This window comes from Rhizobium rosettiformans W3 (assembly GCF_004912135.1).
GTDB lineage: Bacteria > Pseudomonadota > Alphaproteobacteria > Rhizobiales > Rhizobiaceae > Allorhizobium > Allorhizobium rosettiformans.
This window is the reverse complement of the sequence record NZ_STGU01000016.1, coordinates 1-16,303: the sequence shown is the minus strand read 5'-3', so window position 1 is coordinate 16,303 and position 16,303 is coordinate 1. Positions and strand designations below refer to the sequence as shown.

Here is a 16,303-nt window from a genome sequence, read left to right as displayed (position 1 = left end):
TGAAGAGGCGGCGCACGGGGTGCCAAATTTCCACAGGAAGCTGCAGGTTAGCGATTGAACCTCAAGCAGCTAGAGCAGCGAAGCTCTCATCCTCCATGTGACGGAGGATTGTGGTGAAGCGAACAGGAAATGTCTCTCGAGTTCTCCTCGGTCTCGCATGCGCAGTTTCGGCGTTCTCGATCGATCAACTGTCGAAATTCGCGATCGTCGAGCTCGTCATGCAGCCACCTAGAAACATCCATATTGCAAGTTTTTTTAACATCGTTCTGTCGTATAATAAAGGAATAAGCTTCGGGATATTTTCCAGCTATTTTGAAAACTCTTCGACCATATTGTCCGTCGCAACATCGCTAGTCGTTGGATTTCTTTTTGTTTGGATGCTCTACGCAAAAACCCATGTTCAGACGATGGCGATCGGCCTGATCGTGGGGGGCGCGGTCGGAAACATCTTTGATCGGATGCGGCAAGGCGCAGTTACTGATTTCATCGATCTTCATTTGGGTAGCTGGCATTGGCCGACGTTCAATGGCGCTGATATTGCGATTGTAGTTGGCGCCGCTTTGGTCGTCTTCACTTCGCCGCGATCCCCTCCAGACGATTCTACTCGATAGAATCGTGCCGCGTCGCGACGGAGGGTTGCATGGGTACTGATTGGGCTTTGAGTTTGCATGAGACACAGGCGACCCTGTCGATTCCGAACTGCAGTCGCAAAGGACATTGCCATTGTTTTTTCGTGGCTGTCCGATACGCGGTTTCGCATACGCCATGTGTTCTGATGGTATCGCAGTGTGGAGTTGTTTGGAAAGGACTGAGCTTATGAATGACAGGTCTGCGTCGATCGAAATGATGGACCGTTATTGGCGAGCGGCAAACTACCTGTCGGTGGGTCAGATCTATCTGATGGACAATCCGCTGCTGCGCGAGCCGCTGCGCGCCGAGCATGTGAAGCCCCGGCTGCTCGGGCACTGGGGCACCACGCCGGGTCTTAATTTCATTTACGTCCACTTAAACCGGCTGATCAGGGAGCGCGATCTGGATGTGCTCTACGTCTGCGGGCCGGGACATGGCGGACCCGCAATGGTCGCAAACACCTGGCTTGAGGGGAGCTACAGCGAAATCTACCCCGAAATCGGCCGCGACGCCGACGGAATGAAAAAGCTGTTCAAGCAGTTCTCCTTTCCTGGGGGCGTGCCGAGCCACGTCGCGCCCGAAACCCCGGGTTCGATCCATGAGGGCGGAGAGCTGGGATATGCGCTGGTCCATGCCTTCGGCGCAGCTTTCGACAATCCGGATCTCGTCGTTGCCTGCGTCGTCGGCGATGGCGAGGCCGAGACAGGCCCACTGGCCGCCGCTTGGCACTCGAACAAGTTCCTGAACCCGCGGGTCGACGGCGCGGTGCTGCCGATCCTCCATCTCAACGGCTACAAGATTGCCAACCCAACGCTGCTGGCGCGAATGGACGACAAGGAACTCGAGCACCTTTTCAGGGGCTACGGCTACGATCCGTTCTTCGTAGAAGGCAGCGATCCGATTTCCATGCACGGCCTGATGGCGGCCACGCTGGACGAGGTGATGGATCGCATTCGAGACATCCAGGCGGATGCTCGCGCCGACGGAAGCGTCGTTGCGCGGCCGCGCTGGCCGATGGTTGTTCTGCGAAGCCCGAAGGGCTGGACGGGACCCAAGGAGGTCGACGGTAAAAAAGTGGAGGATTTCTGGCGCTCGCACCAGGTGCCGGTGTCCAACGCGCGCGGCGACGCCGCGCACCGCAAGATCCTGGAAGACTGGCTGCGCAGCTACCGGCCGGAAGAGCTATTCGATTCGAAGGGCGGCCTTCTGCCCGAGATCGCCGCCCTTGCGCCCGAAGGCGAGAAGCGCATGGGCGCGCTGCCGCATGCCAATGGCGGGGTGCTGAGGAAGGATCTCGTCCTGCCGGACTGGAAAACCTTCGCGCTCGACCTGCCGCACCCCGGCGGCAAGACCGCCGAGGCGACGCGCCTGATGGGCGTCTACCTGCGCGACGTCATCAGCCTGAACGCCGACGCCCGGAACTTCCGACTGATGGGGCCGGACGAGACCGCTTCGAACCGGTTGGACGCCGTCTTCGAGGTCACGGACCGGGTCTGGATGGAGGGGATCGAGCCCTACGACATGCACCTCGCCCGCGAGGGCCGCGTCATGGAAGTGCTGTCGGAACATCTTTGCCAGGGCTGGCTGGAAGGCTATCTTCTCACCGGCCGGCACGGCCTGTTCTCCTGCTACGAAGCCTTCATTCACATCGTCGACTCCATGGTGAACCAGCACGCCAAATGGCTGAAGACCTCGGCGGAGTTGCCATGGCGCAGGCCGATCGCCTCACTGAACTATCTGCTGACGTCGCATGTCTGGCGGCAGGACCATAACGGCTTCAGCCATCAGGACCCCGGTTTCGCTGATTTCGTCGCCAACAAGAAGGCCGACACGGTGCGGCTCTATTTCCCGCCGGATGCCAATACGCTTCTCTGGGTGACCGACCATTGTCTGCGAACCTGGAACCGCATCAATGTCATCACCGCCGGCAAGCAGCCCGCGCCGCAATGGCTGACGGCCGAAGCTGCCGAGGCTCACTGCAGGGCCGGCGCAGGCATCTGGGAGTGGGCGTCGACCTGCCCGGCTGACGAGGAGCCGGACATCGTCATGGCCTGCGCGGGCGACGTCCCAACAATGGAGGCGCTGGCCGCCGTCGATCTCCTGAAAACAGCCCTGCCGGACCTCAGGATACGGGTCGTCAACGTCGTTGACCTGATGACGCTGCAGTCGAACACCGAACATCCGCACGGCTTCACCGACGAGATCTTCGATCGGCTGTTCACCAAGGACAAGCCGGTGATCTTTGCCTATCACGGCTACCCTTATCTCATCCACCGGCTGACCTATCGGCGCACCAACCACGACAACCTGCACGTTCACGGCTTCCGCGAGGAAGGAACGACCACTACGCCGTTCGACATGGCGGTGATGAATCAGCTCGACCGCTTTCACCTGGCGCTGGCCACGTTGAGGCGCCTGCCCCGGCTTGCCGAACGCTCCGAGCAATTTGCCGCGACCCTCGAGAGAAGGCTTGAAGAGCACAAGGCTTTCGTCCGCGAGCATGGTGAGGACATGCCAGAAATTCGCAATTGGTCGTGGCCCTACGGCACAGCAACCGAGGCAGGCGACTGATGTGCGACGCGATCCTGGCGCTGAATGCCGGTTTTTCCAGCATCAAGTTTGGTGTCTACGACGTCGGTAAAGCGAATAGGCCTGTGGTGGCGGCGCGTGGGACGCTCGAAATGGGAGCATCACCGCCAAGATGCGATATCAATTTGAAGATTGCACTGTACAAGCCTCGTCAGTGGGACATGAACCAACATATCTCAGCGTTACTCAGCATTTTCGTGGTTACACCCCCAAAAACGCGTTCGGCTAGCGAATTGCGTCCAAAGACTCCGGTCACAATGAGCTCAGCTTGCTCACGCCGAGCTTGCTCGAGTAGGCTTGAGCAAGCGTCTCCAGTGGTATTGGGGATATGCAAATACTGCGCTTTTGCTCCATGACGGCGCAGATGTGCTGCTACTGCATCGAGCCGTTCGCTCGAAACCTCATCCCCCACGCCCACTACTGAAACGCTCTCTGCGCGGACAAGCAGAGGAAGTGCATCATGAACCGCACGGCGCGCCTGCGCCGTGTCCTTCCACGCGACCAGGATGCGGGAGAAGCGAACTTCCCCAAATGAGTGCCCGAGGCGCAGCACCGGCACACCGGCGCCAAGGGCGACGTGAGCCGGGTTCGGCAACACGCTTTCCTCTTCAGTTGACGAATCCGTGATCAGCAAGTCTGCGGTCAGAAGGTGCGCCTGCATTGAAGCGGTAGGTTCGCCAATTCCCGAACACCAGTGGACTTCGTCAGAATCGGCACCGAAGACTTTGTCAACGATGGCCCGGCTGGACGCCAGGGCCCGCTCCATCAACCTGGTCTGCTCTTCGGCCCAGAAAACACTCGGAGCCAAGACGTCTTTCATAGACGTTTTTGGCCATGCATAGGAAGCGACCGAGATTTTGGCATCAAACGCATTGGCCATCTCGCGCGCAAATCGAAGGGTGTCTGTCAGATTGCTTCGCGGACACGCATCGACAACGATCTCACAAAATTTCGTCACGGTTGCAGCTCCAATAAGACTGATCAAACAATATACGTTGACGGTGATCGCGACACCTATTTACCCTTTTTCGATCAGATGGCGGTTTACCCCCTACCTCAGTAGCATCTCAGGTTGCTTGAGATTCAAGCGCGGTCATCTCTGTTTCGTTGCGACAAAAGGACATGCAGAGATACTGATGTCCGAGGCATTGACGGCTCGCTGAGAGTGCCTGTTCGACCGGCAAGGCGCAACGTCACCAACAAAGGCGGCGATCCTATTGACCGGAGGGTGCCGCACAAATCAGGAACTGGCCTCGTCACAGTTGTTCGATCACAACTGCCTGATCGGCACGCAAGGCATTCCGCTTTTCGGCGCCGAGCTTCGATTTTGGGTGTGCTTCGGCTTCGCGACAGTCTTCAATCAAAGGTCTCAGCTTTCTTGGAATTAGGTGGCGTACCCCAGCCTACTCGTGCAGTCTAGTCGGCGTTTAGGCAGCGAGAACACGAAAGCCTGCGGCACGTTCTCCGAAGTGCTGCCCTTGCCAGAAGGGTTGGAACTTGTGCTATCTCGACCCGGCCCACATTTCTTGGGTCGGGAGACGCAGGTTCGGGGGCACAACCCGTCGAATGGTAGTAGGGTACGATTGGCTGAGAGCGTTGCATATCGATCCGATTGATATCGTCAAGATCTGTAAAGAATGCGGCCTTCGCTTGACGGGTCAGCGCCGCGTAATTGTTGAGCTTCTTCAGCAAGCGAGTGATCATCCCGACGCTTTGGAGTTGCATCGGCGTGCGACAAAAGTCGATCCACGTATCGCGCTTTCGACGATCTACCGTACACTTAGCCTTCTAGAGGAAAAAGGTGTCCTTGAGAGGCACGTTTTTGGGAGCGGACCTGCTCGCTTCGAGCGCGCCGACGCGGAACACCATGATCATCTCATCGACGTAGAATCGGGCCAGGTGGTCGAATTTCGGTCCGATGAGATCGAGCGGCTTCAGCAGCAAATCGCGCGGGAGCACGGCTTCGAGATTATCAGCCATAGGCTTGAGATTTATGTAAGACCCTTGCAAAGGCGGAAGCGGAAGTCCTGAAGTCACCAAGTAGAAGGTAGGCAAGCGGTGGCCTGGAGGCGGCAAAGGACTACAGCGTCTGGCTGGAGACCGCATCGGTTTTGCATACAGGAATGATATTGACTCACTGAATCTAGGTTTGATTACGCGGGAGTTCTTCAACATGACAAGCAAGCTACGTCTGGACATTCCGGTACTTCTGCCTGATGTGGACGATATGGCGGACGCTTGCGTCAATCGCCTCACCGCCGATCTTGCGGCTCGAGAGGGCGTTGAAAAGGTCCATATCGTTCCTGCTGAAGCTGAGTTTCCTGCCAGGCTTTGCCTCCATTACGACCCGGAAGTTCTCCCCCTGGCGCGGATCCGCGAGATCACCCAGGCCGCCGGCGCGCAGATCACGAACCGCTTCGGGCATCTGACGTGGAATGTCACAGGCATAGGTCATGAACGTCGCGCCCGTACGGCCGCCGAAAAGCTACGGGTTATGAAGGGGGTCCTCGAAGCGGAAGCGAACGCCGCGGGCACCGTCCATGTCGAGTTCGATCGCGAGGCCACATCTAAAGATGCCATAGACGAGGCACTGCGCAGCCTCGGCGTCCGGCGAACGGGGGAGCCTGCATCCGTTCCGGGAGGCGGCAAGGAGGCGCATGCCGGTCACGACCACCGGTCGAAGGGCGAAAAGCACTCGGAAGGCGACGGCCACGATCATTCGCATGGCAAGTTCCTCGGACCCAATACAGAGCTGATCTTCGCCCTGTCGAGTGGCGCTTTGCTGGGCATCGGCGTCGCCATCGAATATCTGGTTTCCGGCGCGCCGGACTGGCTTCCCACGGTGTGCTTCATCGCAGCCTATTTCTTCGGCGGGTTCTTCACGCTGCGCGAGGCCATCGACAATCTGCGTCTCAAGCGGTTCGAGATCGACACGCTGATGCTGGTCGCCGCGGCCGGCGCGGCAGCCCTCGGCGCGTTCGAGGAAGGCGCGCTGCTCCTGTTCCTGTTCAGCCTCGGCCACGCGCTGGAGCACTACGCCATGGGCCGCGCCAAGCGCGCGATCGAGGCGCTGGCGGAACTCGCGCCGCCAGTCGCGACCGTCAGGCGCGACGGCGAAACCCGAGAGATCCCGGTGGAGGAACTCGTGGTCGGCGACATCGTCGTCGTGCGCCCCAACGAGCGGCTTCCCGCCGACGGCTTCCTCGTCAAGGGCATGACCAGCATCAACCAGGCGCCCGTGACCGGCGAGAGCATCCCGGTCGACAAAAGTCCGGTCACCGACACCGTGGCGGCTCGAGCGCGGCCCGATTCCGTCGACGGCGCCTCTCGCGTCTTCGCCGGAACGATCAACGGTGCGGGCGCGGTCGAGATCGAGGTGACGCGGCGCTCCACCGACAGCGCGCTCGCCAAGGTGGTCAGGATGGTGAGCGAGGCGGAAGCGCAGAAGTCGCCCACCCAGCGTTTCACCGAGAAGTTTGAGCGCATCTTCGTGCCGGTGGTGCTGGCGCTCGCGGTCGTGATGCTGTTCGGTTGGGTCGTCGTGGACGAGCCGTTCCGAGATAGTTTCTATCGGGCGATGGCGGTGCTGGTCGCCGCCAGCCCCTGCGCGCTCGCCATCGCTACGCCGAGCGCGGTCCTTTCGGGCGTCGCCCGCGCGGCGCGTGGCGGCGTGCTGGTCAAGGGCGGCGGGCCGCTGGAAAATCTCGGCTCGCTGACGGCGATCGCCTTCGACAAGACCGGGACGCTGACGGAAGGCAAGCCCCGCATCACCGATATCGTCACCGCCGAGGGCGTCTCCGAACAGGAATTGCTTAAGGTTGCGATCGCCGTGGAGAGCTTGAGCGACCATCCGCTGGCTGAGGCGATCGTGCGTGACGGCAGGGAGAAGTTTGACCGACAAGCAGTCGCCGAGGCGTCCGATCTCAAGAGCCTTACAGGCAAGGGTGTGACGGCGACGCTCGACGGGCAGACAGTGTGGATCGGCAAGGCCGAAATGTTCGGCTCCGACGGCATCCCGGCTCTGGGCGCTGCTATGACCGAGGCGATCGCGCAGCTCAGAGACGGCGGCCGTACGACCATGGTGGTTCGCCAGGGAGATCGCGATCTCGGCGCGATCGGGCTGATGGACACGCCCCGCGCGGCCGCACGCAATGCGCTACGGAAGCTGCACGAGATCGGCATCACGCGCATGATCATGATTTCGGGCGACAACCAGAAGGTCGCCGACGCGATCGCCAAGGATGTCGGACTCGATGAAGCCTGGGGCGATCTGATGCCCGAGGACAAGGTGGAAGCGATCAAGAAGCTGCGCTCCGAAGGCAAGGTCGCCATGGTTGGAGATGGCGTCAACGATGCGCCGGCGATGGCGAGCGCGACGGTCGGCATCGCCATGGGCGCTGCCGGGTCTGACGTGGCCCTGGAGACAGCCGATGTCGCGCTGATGGCCGACGACCTGGCGCACCTGCCCTTCGCCGTTGGGCTCAGCCGCCGGACCCGCTCGATCATCCTCCAGAACGTGGTGGTCAGCCTCGGCATCGTCGCCGTGCTCGTGCCTGCGACGATCTTCGGTTTGAGCATTGGAGCTGCGGTTGCGGTCCATGAAGGCTCGACCCTGCTCGTAGTCTTCAATGCCTTGCGCCTGCTTGCCTACCGCGATCCCTATCGGGCGGCAGCGTAGATTCGGTGTCGTGGCGCATTCTGGCGGCAGATGCCGTTGGTATGAACTCTGTGATGATAGAGGCCGCAGCGGTATCTCCGGAGGACCTTGAAACGACGTAGATGACGTGGAGAGCAAGGCCAAGCCCAGTATTTCGGTTCATCGTCCTCCAAGGCTCGCTGTCAGGACGGATCGTGCTGACCGATGCGACGAACGGCAGACTTTACCGCGAAGCGATAGCAGATGACCCTTCATGTTGAAGAAGGCCTTGTGCGGATTTGTGCGTCGTCGGCGCATACGACTATCTCAATTTTCACGAGAGAAGCTATTGACCCTCGAGGAACTGCAGGTTTCAGATTGGGCGTCATCGTCCATCCAAACATGCGAAGGAACCACCGATGACGACATCAAGAATTATCGAGTTCAATATTGAGGGCATGGATTGCGCCGATTGCGTCAGCACCATTGAGAGTGAGGTGCGAAGGCTGCCGGGCATCGCGGCTGTAAAGGTTTCGTTGGTCGACAACAGTGCTCTTGTGAAGCTCGATACAACCAAAGTGTCAGAGAGTGCGATTTACGACGTCGTCGAACACGCGGGCTACGCAGTTCAGCGATGATCGATGCATTCCTATTCCGTCGGCATAGGCCAGAGCAGCTAGCGCGGCTCGGTGTGATTGAGGACCTAATGGGTTTCGAAAATGTCGAGGTGCTGCCGAATGTGGAAGTGGCCGCCTTCGACATCCGTCCGAAGCTCGGTCCCTGGTATTCGCCTGCGCTGCGATAGACTGCCGTCTACATTGTTACCGGAAGGGAATGGATCATTTCGATCAGGTGTAGCGAACAAGCTTCGGCATCGGCCCATCCTTAGCCTTAGCGGACTGTACGCTTTGTCTCGGTCTGCTGTCGGATCCGGCTTTTGCAATGAACACCGAGGTGGGCAGATAAACTTGCGCCTGGGTCTTGAACCTCATCCAACTAGAGGCGCTAACGACTTCCAGCGGTTGCGTGTGCTGATCAATCGCTTCGCGTTGAAGCGCCTCTGATCACACAACGGTTGGCGAAGTGGCTGCGGGAGCGTCGGGATGATTATCGAACTCGGGCATTTTGCCCTGGTACTGGCCTTTTCCCTTGCGGTGGTACAGTTCGCTGTACCCCTCGTCGGCACGCAGTTCGGTGACTCGAGATTGACTGGCGTCGCAGGGCCGGCAGCAATGATGTGCTTCCTGCTGACCATGCTGTCATTTGTCGCACTGACGGTTGCTTACGTTCAGTCCGATTTCTCGGTGGCAAATGTCTGGCAGAATTCGCACTCGGCCAAACCAATGCTTTTCAAGATCACGGGTGTGTGGGGAAACCACGAAGGCTCGATGCTTCTGTGGGTGCTGATCCTCACATTTTTTGGCGCGTTGGTCGCTTGGTTCAGCGGGAACCTGCCCATGACACTTCGGTCGAATGTTCTTTCGGTGCAAGGGCTTGTGGCGGCGGCATTCCTGCTCTTCATCCTGATGACTTCGAACCCGTTTGCTCGCATGGTTCCGGTTCCTATGGAAGGACGCGATCTCAATCCGATCCTTCAGGATATCGGCCTCGCGATACACCCGCCTCTGCTCTATTTGGGCTATGTAGGATTCTCAGTTTGCTTCAGCTTCGCCGTTGCCGCTCTCATCGAGGGAAAAATTGACGCTGCCTGGGCGCGCTGGGTACGGCCATGGACGCTGACCGCTTGGATTTTCCTCACGGGCGGCATTTCGATGGGATCCTATTGGGCTTATTATGAACTTGGTTGGGGAGGCTGGTGGTTCTGGGACCCGGTAGAAAACGCGTCCTTCCTGCCATGGCTAGCGGGCACGGCACTGCTTCATTCCGCGATTGTAATGGAGAAGCGCTCGGCGCTAAAAATCTGGACGCTGTTGCTCGCAATCCTGACCTTCTCGCTTTCGCTGCTTGGCACCTTTCTTGTTCGCTCCGGCGTGTTGACGTCCGTACACGCTTTCGCCAGCGACCCAGCGCGTGGTGTCTTTATCTTGATGATCCTCGTTCTGTTCATTGGTGGTGCATTGTCACTGTTCGCGGTGCGGGCGAATGCTTTGACACAGGGCGGACTGTTTCATCCGATTTCGCGTGAAGGAGCGTTGGTCTTCAACAACCTGTTTCTCACGACAGCGGCAGCAACAGTGCTGATCGGAACGCTCTACCCGCTTGTGGTCGAGGTGGTAACAGGCGACAAGATCTCGGTTGGCGCTCCCTTCTTCAGTCTGACCTTTGTCCCTCTCGTGGTCCCGCTGCTGCTAGCGGTACCGTTTGGGCCTCTGCTCGCTTGGAAACGCGGCGATCTCTATGCCGTCTCCCAACGATTGTACGCCGCTTTGGGGGGCGCGCTATTGGCGGTGTTCGTCGCTGTCTTCCTTGTCGATGGCGTCAGCGCGTTGGCAGCTTTTGGAACTGGTCTCGGATTTTGGCTGATGTTCGGAGCTCTCACCGACATTGCGTTAAAATCTGGCATAGGCTCGGTCTCTTTTCCTGTCGCCTGGAGTCGCTTCAAAGGGCTGCCGCGTTCGGTTTACGGAACGGCTATGGCACACTTCGGACTAGGAGTTACCGTGCTAGGGATCGTCTCGGTCACGTCGCTCGAAATCGAACGGATTGAGGTCATGCGCCCCGGTCAAACATTGCCAATCGCCGGCTATATACTGAGTTTCGAAGGCATAGCGCCATATCAAGGCCCGAACTTTTCCGAGGAACAAGGTCGATTTGTCTACACCGACAAAGCTGGTCAAGTGCTCGGTGAAATCATCTCGTCCAAGCGGCTCTACACCGCGCGTCAAATGCCGACCACAGAGGCTGGAATTGCGACCCGCGGTTTCAGCCAGATCTACGTGTCGATTGGCGACGCCACGCCCGACGGCGGCTTTGTGGTGCGCGTTTGGTGGAAGCCGCTCATTCTATTTATCTGGCTTGGAGGAGTAGTGATGATGCTGGGCGGCGCAGTGTCGCTGTTCGATCGCAGGCTCCGCGTCGGGGCGCCAGCACCGCGCAAGGTGAAGGGCATGACCAAGGCGGAGGTGGCAGCGTCATAGGCACGGCTTTCTGAGCTCTACGATCGGTCCGCGGTTGAGTGAGCGCTATTCGCCTGAATAATCCGCCCTGCGGAATGCCGCTATCTTTCCCCAAGCGGAATGTCTGCCTTGGCCGGTCGCTGAGCACGACAGCGCTTGGGGCGCGTCGCCGAACAGGTTGGTCAACTGGGCGCAAATGCAACCCTGCTTGCGGCGCTCACCTTGCCGGATTGGAAAGAAAAGTAGAGCGTGGTATTCACATTTTGAGGAGTGTCGAGGAGCGAAGCTTCGGCGAACAATAGGTGCATACTACGACAACGGTCCGAAATCGGCTCGATCTCACGCTGGGTGGAGACGTAGGAAATTGCCGTTCCGGGCTTCCGGTCCGTCGATGAACTCCTTCATATGCGACGGACAAGGAGATCGGGCACAGGTGCATGTCAAAGTAGGGAAGCATCTAGATATCGTTTCGTGGTGGTGGAACGCTTCTGCAGGCCTGATGGCGCAGTTCATGATGGTCGCCGGCATCGTGCTCGTCGCCGGCATGCTTGTCATCGGCTTCTGGGTGACGTCGGAGATCGAGGATGGTGTGACCGACAATGCGGGCGCAGTGACCGCACTTTATGTCGACGCCATCATAGCGCCGATAACGCAGGAAATCGGTGAAGCCGGCCTCCTTAGCCCGGCTGCAAGGCTTGAGCTCGAACACATCCTGCGGCGCGGTGCTCTGCGTCACGAAGTTTCCGCCTTCAAGCTCTGGGGTCAGGACGGCCGTGTCATTTTCAGCGACAACCCGGGCATCGTCGGGCGCGTCCTCGATCCGAGTGCAGGCCTGACGAGCGCACTGGCCGGCCGGGTTGACGCCGCGTACGGACGACGGTCGCACCCCGACAACGACGTCGAAAGCCTCGGCGACGGACCGCTTCTTGAGGTCTACAGCCCGGTTCGTTCGGCAAAGACAGGCGAGATCATCGCCGTAGCTGAATTCTATACGACGGCTGACAAACTACAGCAGCATCTCTTCGATGCACGTCTGAGAAGCTGGCTTGTCGTGGGCCTGGTCTCGCTCGGTATCTTCTCAGCGCTCTATATCGTCTTCGCGCGCGGCAATCGCACCATCTCGCAACAAAGCGAGGCGCTCCACGAGAAGGTCCAGCAGCTCTCGTTCCTGCTGGAGAAGAACAGCGGTCTCGGCCGGCGGGTAGAGCAGGCAAATCACCGGATCGCCGAATTGCACGAGCGCACGCTTCGCCGGATTTCCGCAGAGCTTCACGACGGTCCCACGCAATTGCTGGCTTTCGCCGCATTGCGGCTCGACGATCCCAAGAACCAGCAGCAGGAACAGGTTCGACAGGCCGTCAACGAGGCTATGCAGGAGATTCGCTACATCTGTCGCGGGTTGGCGCTGCCCGAGCTCGAAGGCTGGTCGGTGGCGACGGTAGCAAGGCGTATCGCGGCGGCGCATGAGGCCCGCTGCGGCCACAAGGTGTCGATGAAGTTGGGGGAGGATCTGCCGGAGCTCCCGCTTACCGCCAAGACGTAATGCTTATCGGAGGTGATTGATCTGACGGCTCTGAAGGCCTAAAGTCGCAGCAAGTCACGACAAAGATCATAGTTGGACGCGCTGAATTCGATGGCAAACAAAAGGATGCAGAACAGCGACAGCTCAGTCGCTTCGAGCGGTTGCCTTGTGGCGCTGGCTTCTCGCCAGATCAACGAACCGGCGCTTCACCTCGTCGAAGAGTGCCGGAGGCAGCGGGCCGTGATATCCGCTCTCGCTATCAACAGGGCGAACATCTGGGCCCGGCCAGACGAAGCGATTGCTTTCGGTCAGGACAATCCACGACCGCTCGTCATCGAGACCCAGGCGGCGCTTGGTGGCAGGCGGGATTTCGACTGCGTCGCTGGGATCGGACGGTGGGGAATGGGTGATCGGCAGAACACGTACGGCAGGTGTCCCGTCCTGAAGCGTCGCAACAATGGCGAGCACGAGCACCGGGCGATCCTTGTCACCCTCCTCTCGTCCGTCCAAATGCTGCCAATGCCAGAGATAGGAATAGCGAAAGACCCAGCCGACCTTCGGTTCAATCGGCAGCATTCTTGTCCATCGGCAGTTCGACATTGAGATGATCCAGGGCCGGCTCCATCGTCGAAGCCTCGATCGCGGCAAGTTCGTCGTCACTGATCGCAGCCGTCAGATCGACCCGACGGTCCCGTTTGGCGAGACGTAGGTAATCCTCATAGGCCATGAGCACCGTGCGCGGCCGGCCGTTCTTGGTGATGATCACTGGCTCTCGCACGGCCGCATCCTGGTAGGCACCAAAGTTCTTCGAAACCGCAGCTGCTGTCACAGTCGACGTCATGGCAAATCTCCTTTGCTCCGGAATATACGGGCTTTCCGGAACTTTTGTAAACCTACGGATTGCCCGCGGAGCACATCATGATGCGAAAGTCGCCGGTATCACTGTCGACGAACGAGCCGGTGTCGCGGCGCTTGGAAGAATTGGACACGATCGCCGCCGTCCTGCCAATGGAGCGGCGCGACGAACTGGCCGAGCTTCTGACCGATCAGGACATCGAGACCCTTCGCCACCTTGTCAACGAGGGAATGGGTGCCAATACACTGCGCGCACTCACCTCTGATCTCGCGTATCTGCAGGCCTGGTCGCTGGCGGCCACGGGCCGATCCCTGCCCTGGCCGGCACCCGACGCGCTGCCGTTGAAGTTTGTCGCGCATCACCTATGGAACCCAGAAAAGCGCCTGACCGATCCTGAACATGGCATGCCGCTAAAGGTCGAGGAAAGGCTTCGCCTCCAGGGGTTTCTCCGATCATCTGGCCCCCATGCACCCGATACCGTGCGCCGGCGGCTGGCAACCTGGTCGACTCTGACCAAATGGCGTGGGCTGCAGGGTTCATTCACCTCTCCTGCTCTCAAGTCGGCCATTCGACTTGCAGTACGGGCAACGCCTCGACCGAGGAAGCGCAAAAGTGCAAAGTCCGTTACCGGAGACGTGCTGTCGAAACTCATCGCGACCTGCCGGACCGGCAGCCTGCGCGATGTCAGGGACAAGGCGATCCTGATGGTTGCCTTTGCCTCCGGTGGGAGGCGCCGCAGCGAAGTGGCGGGGCTGCGCAAGGAGCAGTTGGTCATGGAAGCGCCCATCCCTGTTGAAGGATCAGCTCCTCTGCCATCTCTGTCCATCCATCTCGGCCGCACCAAGACCAGTGGCGCCGACAACAAAGAGGTCGTCTATCTCACTGGCCGGCCCGTGGATGCGCTGAATGCCTGGCTGGAGCTTGCCAGGATCGACGGCGGCAGTGTGTTTCGCGCCATTGATCGCTGGGGAAATGTCTCAAAGCGAGCGCTGGATCCAAAGGCCATCAACGACATCGTCAAGCAGCGTGCCGCCATGGCCGGGCTGAACCCTGCGGAGTTTTCCGCGCACGGGCTTCGCTCCGGTTATCTCACCGAAGCCGCCAATCGCGGCATTCCGCTTCCAGAAGCCATGGAGCAATCCCGGCATCGATCGGTTCAGCAAGCATCCGAATACTACAATAGCACAACCAGGCGGAGTGGCAGAGCAGCCAGGCTTCTCTAGTTCGGCGATGGTCTCCCAAAGGGGGGCGTGCCAGCTATCCCATTGGGTATACGTGCTGAGACAGCATCCGTGAGACATATTCAGTGTGTCATTTGGACGATCTTCCCGTTTTGAGACGCGGCGTCCCGAGCGTCTAGAAGTAAATGAGACGAAATTCGGCAAGAGCAGCCCTAGGCGGGTAGGGGCGGCTAAACTGCAAGCTGATCAGGAGATTCTAGCACAAACCGTCTTGAAATTATTCATGATTTCAGCAGCTTAAAAACAAAAATCAGATAAGCATATTTATGGAACTTCAATGAGACATCGAGACGGTTACAAGCCCTGTCGCACTAGTCGAGCTGGGTGACACCATGACGCCGCCGGGAATGAACACTGCTGTTGCTCGCACGGCAAGTCTTAGGTTAGGCTGATTGCTGATCTTGGATCGTGGTTGAAACCCTTGTCCTGATACAGTGCCTGCCAGCATGACGAGACTTAAATGCCAAGGGACGCGACCGCTCGTCCGGAGGCGCAAGGGGTGGAACCCAGCGGCATGGAAGAGATCCAATGATCATCGAGCTTGGCCACTATGCCTTGGTGCTGGCACTCGCCACCTGTCTTGTCGTTTCCATTTTGCCCGTGATCGGCGCCCGGCGCGGTGACGCAGCAATGATGGCGGTGGGTACCGCCGGCACCTATGCAATGTTCATGCTCGTCGCCTTTTCCTTCGCGGCCCTCACCTACGGCTACGTCTTCTCCGACTTCTCGGTGCAGAACGTCTTTGAGAATTCCCACTCTCTCAAGCCGATGATCTACAAGGTATCCGGTGTCTGGGGGAACCATGAAGGCTCGATGTTGCTCTGGGTGCTGATCCTAACGCTGTTCAGCACCATGGTCGCCTTTTTTGGCACCAATCTGCCGGACCGGCTGAAAGCGAATGTGCTGGCCGTACAGGCCTGGATCACGACGGCCTTCACGCTATTCATCCTCCTGACCTCCAATCCCTTCATCCGCCTGTCGCCGATCCCGGCGGAGGGCCAGGACCTCAACCCGGTGCTGCAGGATGTCGGTCTCGCGATCCATCCGCCGCTGCTCTATCTCGGCTATGTCGGCTTCTCCGTCTGTTTCTCCTTCGCGATTGCCGCCCTGATGGACGGCCGCATCGATGCCGCCTGGGCGCGCTGGGTGCGGCCCTGGACGCTGGCTGCATGGGTGTTCCTGACGGCCGGCATCGCCATGGGCTCCTACTGGGCCTACTACGAGCTTGGCTGGGGTGGTTGGTGGTTCTGGGATCCGGTCGAGAACGCCTCCTTCATGCCCTGGCTGGCGGGCACGGCGCTTCTGCATTCAGCGCTCGTGATGGAGAAGCGCGATGCCCTGAAGATCTGGACGGTGCTGCTCGGCATCATCGCCTTTTCGCTGTCTCTGCTCGGCACCTTCCTCGTACGGTCAGGCGTGCTGACTTCGGTGCATGCCTTCGCGAACGACCCGACGCGCGGCGTCTTCATTCTGGGAATCCTTGTAATCTTCATCGGCGGGGCCTTCACCCTCTTTGCGCTGCGCGCGCCGATGCTCAAGGCCGGTGGGTTGTTCCAGCCGATCTCGCGTGAAGGTGCGCTGGTTCTCAACAACCTGATTCTCACCGTCTCCACCGCGTCTGTTTTGATCGGCACGCTCTATCCGCTGTTTCTGGAGACGCTGACCGGCGAGAAGATCTCAGTCGGGCCGCCCTTCTTCAACATCACCTTTGGATTGCTCATAATACCCCTCCTGCTCGCGATACCTTTTGGG

At 59.3% G+C, this 16,303-nt stretch carries 12 protein-coding genes; 9 read left to right on the top strand and 3 right to left on the bottom strand.

Annotated elements, in window-relative coordinates:
* Nucleotides 1-113: 113 nt before the first annotated feature.
* Both lspA and FAA86_RS20725 read left to right on the top strand, forming a co-directional pair.
* Nucleotides 114-611: a signal peptidase II gene (gene lspA, locus FAA86_RS20730; protein WP_136542914.1), complete on the top strand. Its 498-nt coding sequence runs from the start codon at nucleotides 114-116 to the stop codon at nucleotides 609-611.
* A 205-nt stretch (nucleotides 612-816) separates the two neighbouring features.
* Entirely contained in the window at nucleotides 817-3,201 is a 2,385-nt protein-coding gene (locus FAA86_RS20725) for a phosphoketolase family protein (RefSeq protein ID WP_136542913.1), read from the top strand.
* Between the two features lie 169 nt (nucleotides 3,202-3,370).
* Here FAA86_RS20725 and FAA86_RS20720 read toward each other — a convergent pair whose 3' ends face one another.
* On the bottom strand, nucleotides 3,371-4,204 hold the full coding sequence (locus FAA86_RS20720; RefSeq protein ID WP_210309995.1) for a universal stress protein: 834 nt from the start codon (nucleotides 4,202-4,204) through the stop codon (nucleotides 3,371-3,373).
* A 611-nt stretch (nucleotides 4,205-4,815) separates the two neighbouring features.
* Between FAA86_RS20720 and FAA86_RS20715 the strand changes: the two genes are divergently transcribed.
* The 5 genes from FAA86_RS20715 (at nucleotide 4,816) to FAA86_RS20695 (ending at nucleotide 12,475) form a co-directional block, all read left to right on the top strand.
* Complete coding sequence (locus FAA86_RS20715; RefSeq protein WP_246035147.1) at nucleotides 4,816-5,250, top strand: Fur family transcriptional regulator; 435 nt, start codon at nucleotides 4,816-4,818, stop codon at nucleotides 5,248-5,250.
* A gap of 142 nt (nucleotides 5,251-5,392) precedes the next feature.
* Complete coding sequence (locus tag FAA86_RS20710) at nucleotides 5,393-7,897, top strand: heavy metal translocating P-type ATPase (protein WP_136542911.1); 2,505 nt, start codon at nucleotides 5,393-5,395, stop codon at nucleotides 7,895-7,897.
* Nucleotides 7,898-8,274: 377 nt separating this feature from the next.
* Nucleotides 8,275-8,493: a heavy-metal-associated domain-containing protein gene (locus FAA86_RS20705; RefSeq protein ID WP_136542910.1), complete on the top strand. Its 219-nt coding sequence runs from the start codon at nucleotides 8,275-8,277 to the stop codon at nucleotides 8,491-8,493.
* Between the two features lie 468 nt (nucleotides 8,494-8,961).
* Nucleotides 8,962-10,953 (top strand): heme lyase CcmF/NrfE family subunit, encoded by a 1,992-nt coding sequence (locus FAA86_RS20700; protein ID WP_136542956.1) that lies wholly within the window; start codon nucleotides 8,962-8,964, stop codon nucleotides 10,951-10,953.
* A 412-nt stretch (nucleotides 10,954-11,365) separates the two neighbouring features.
* On the top strand, nucleotides 11,366-12,475 hold the full coding sequence (locus FAA86_RS20695) for a sensor histidine kinase (protein WP_136542909.1): 1,110 nt from the start codon (nucleotides 11,366-11,368) through the stop codon (nucleotides 12,473-12,475).
* Nucleotides 12,476-12,598: 123 nt separating this feature from the next.
* On the opposite strand, the gene FAA86_RS20690 is transcribed toward FAA86_RS20695, so the two are convergent.
* A complete protein-coding gene (locus tag FAA86_RS20690) occupies nucleotides 12,599-13,030 on the bottom strand; it encodes a plasmid maintenance toxin (PemK-like) (RefSeq protein WP_136542908.1) in 432 nt (143 codons plus the stop codon).
* Nucleotides 13,017-13,295 carry a type II toxin-antitoxin system Phd/YefM family antitoxin gene (locus tag FAA86_RS20685; RefSeq protein ID WP_136542907.1) on the bottom strand — a complete coding sequence of 93 codons (279 nt, stop codon included), beginning with the start codon at nucleotides 13,293-13,295 and terminating at the stop codon, nucleotides 13,017-13,019. The genes FAA86_RS20690 and FAA86_RS20685 overlap by 14 nt, the downstream gene beginning before the upstream one ends.
* A 77-nt stretch (nucleotides 13,296-13,372) precedes the next feature.
* Between FAA86_RS20685 and FAA86_RS20680 the strand changes: the two genes are divergently transcribed.
* Together FAA86_RS20680 and FAA86_RS20675 are read left to right on the top strand one after the other, a co-directional pair.
* Nucleotides 13,373-14,533, top strand: a complete 1,161-nt coding sequence (locus tag FAA86_RS20680; RefSeq protein WP_246035146.1) for a site-specific integrase — start codon at nucleotides 13,373-13,375, stop codon at nucleotides 14,531-14,533.
* Between the two features lie 546 nt (nucleotides 14,534-15,079).
* Nucleotides 15,080-16,303 (top strand): heme lyase CcmF/NrfE family subunit (locus FAA86_RS20675; RefSeq protein ID WP_136542906.1); only part of this gene is annotated, 1,224 nt, incomplete at its 3' end.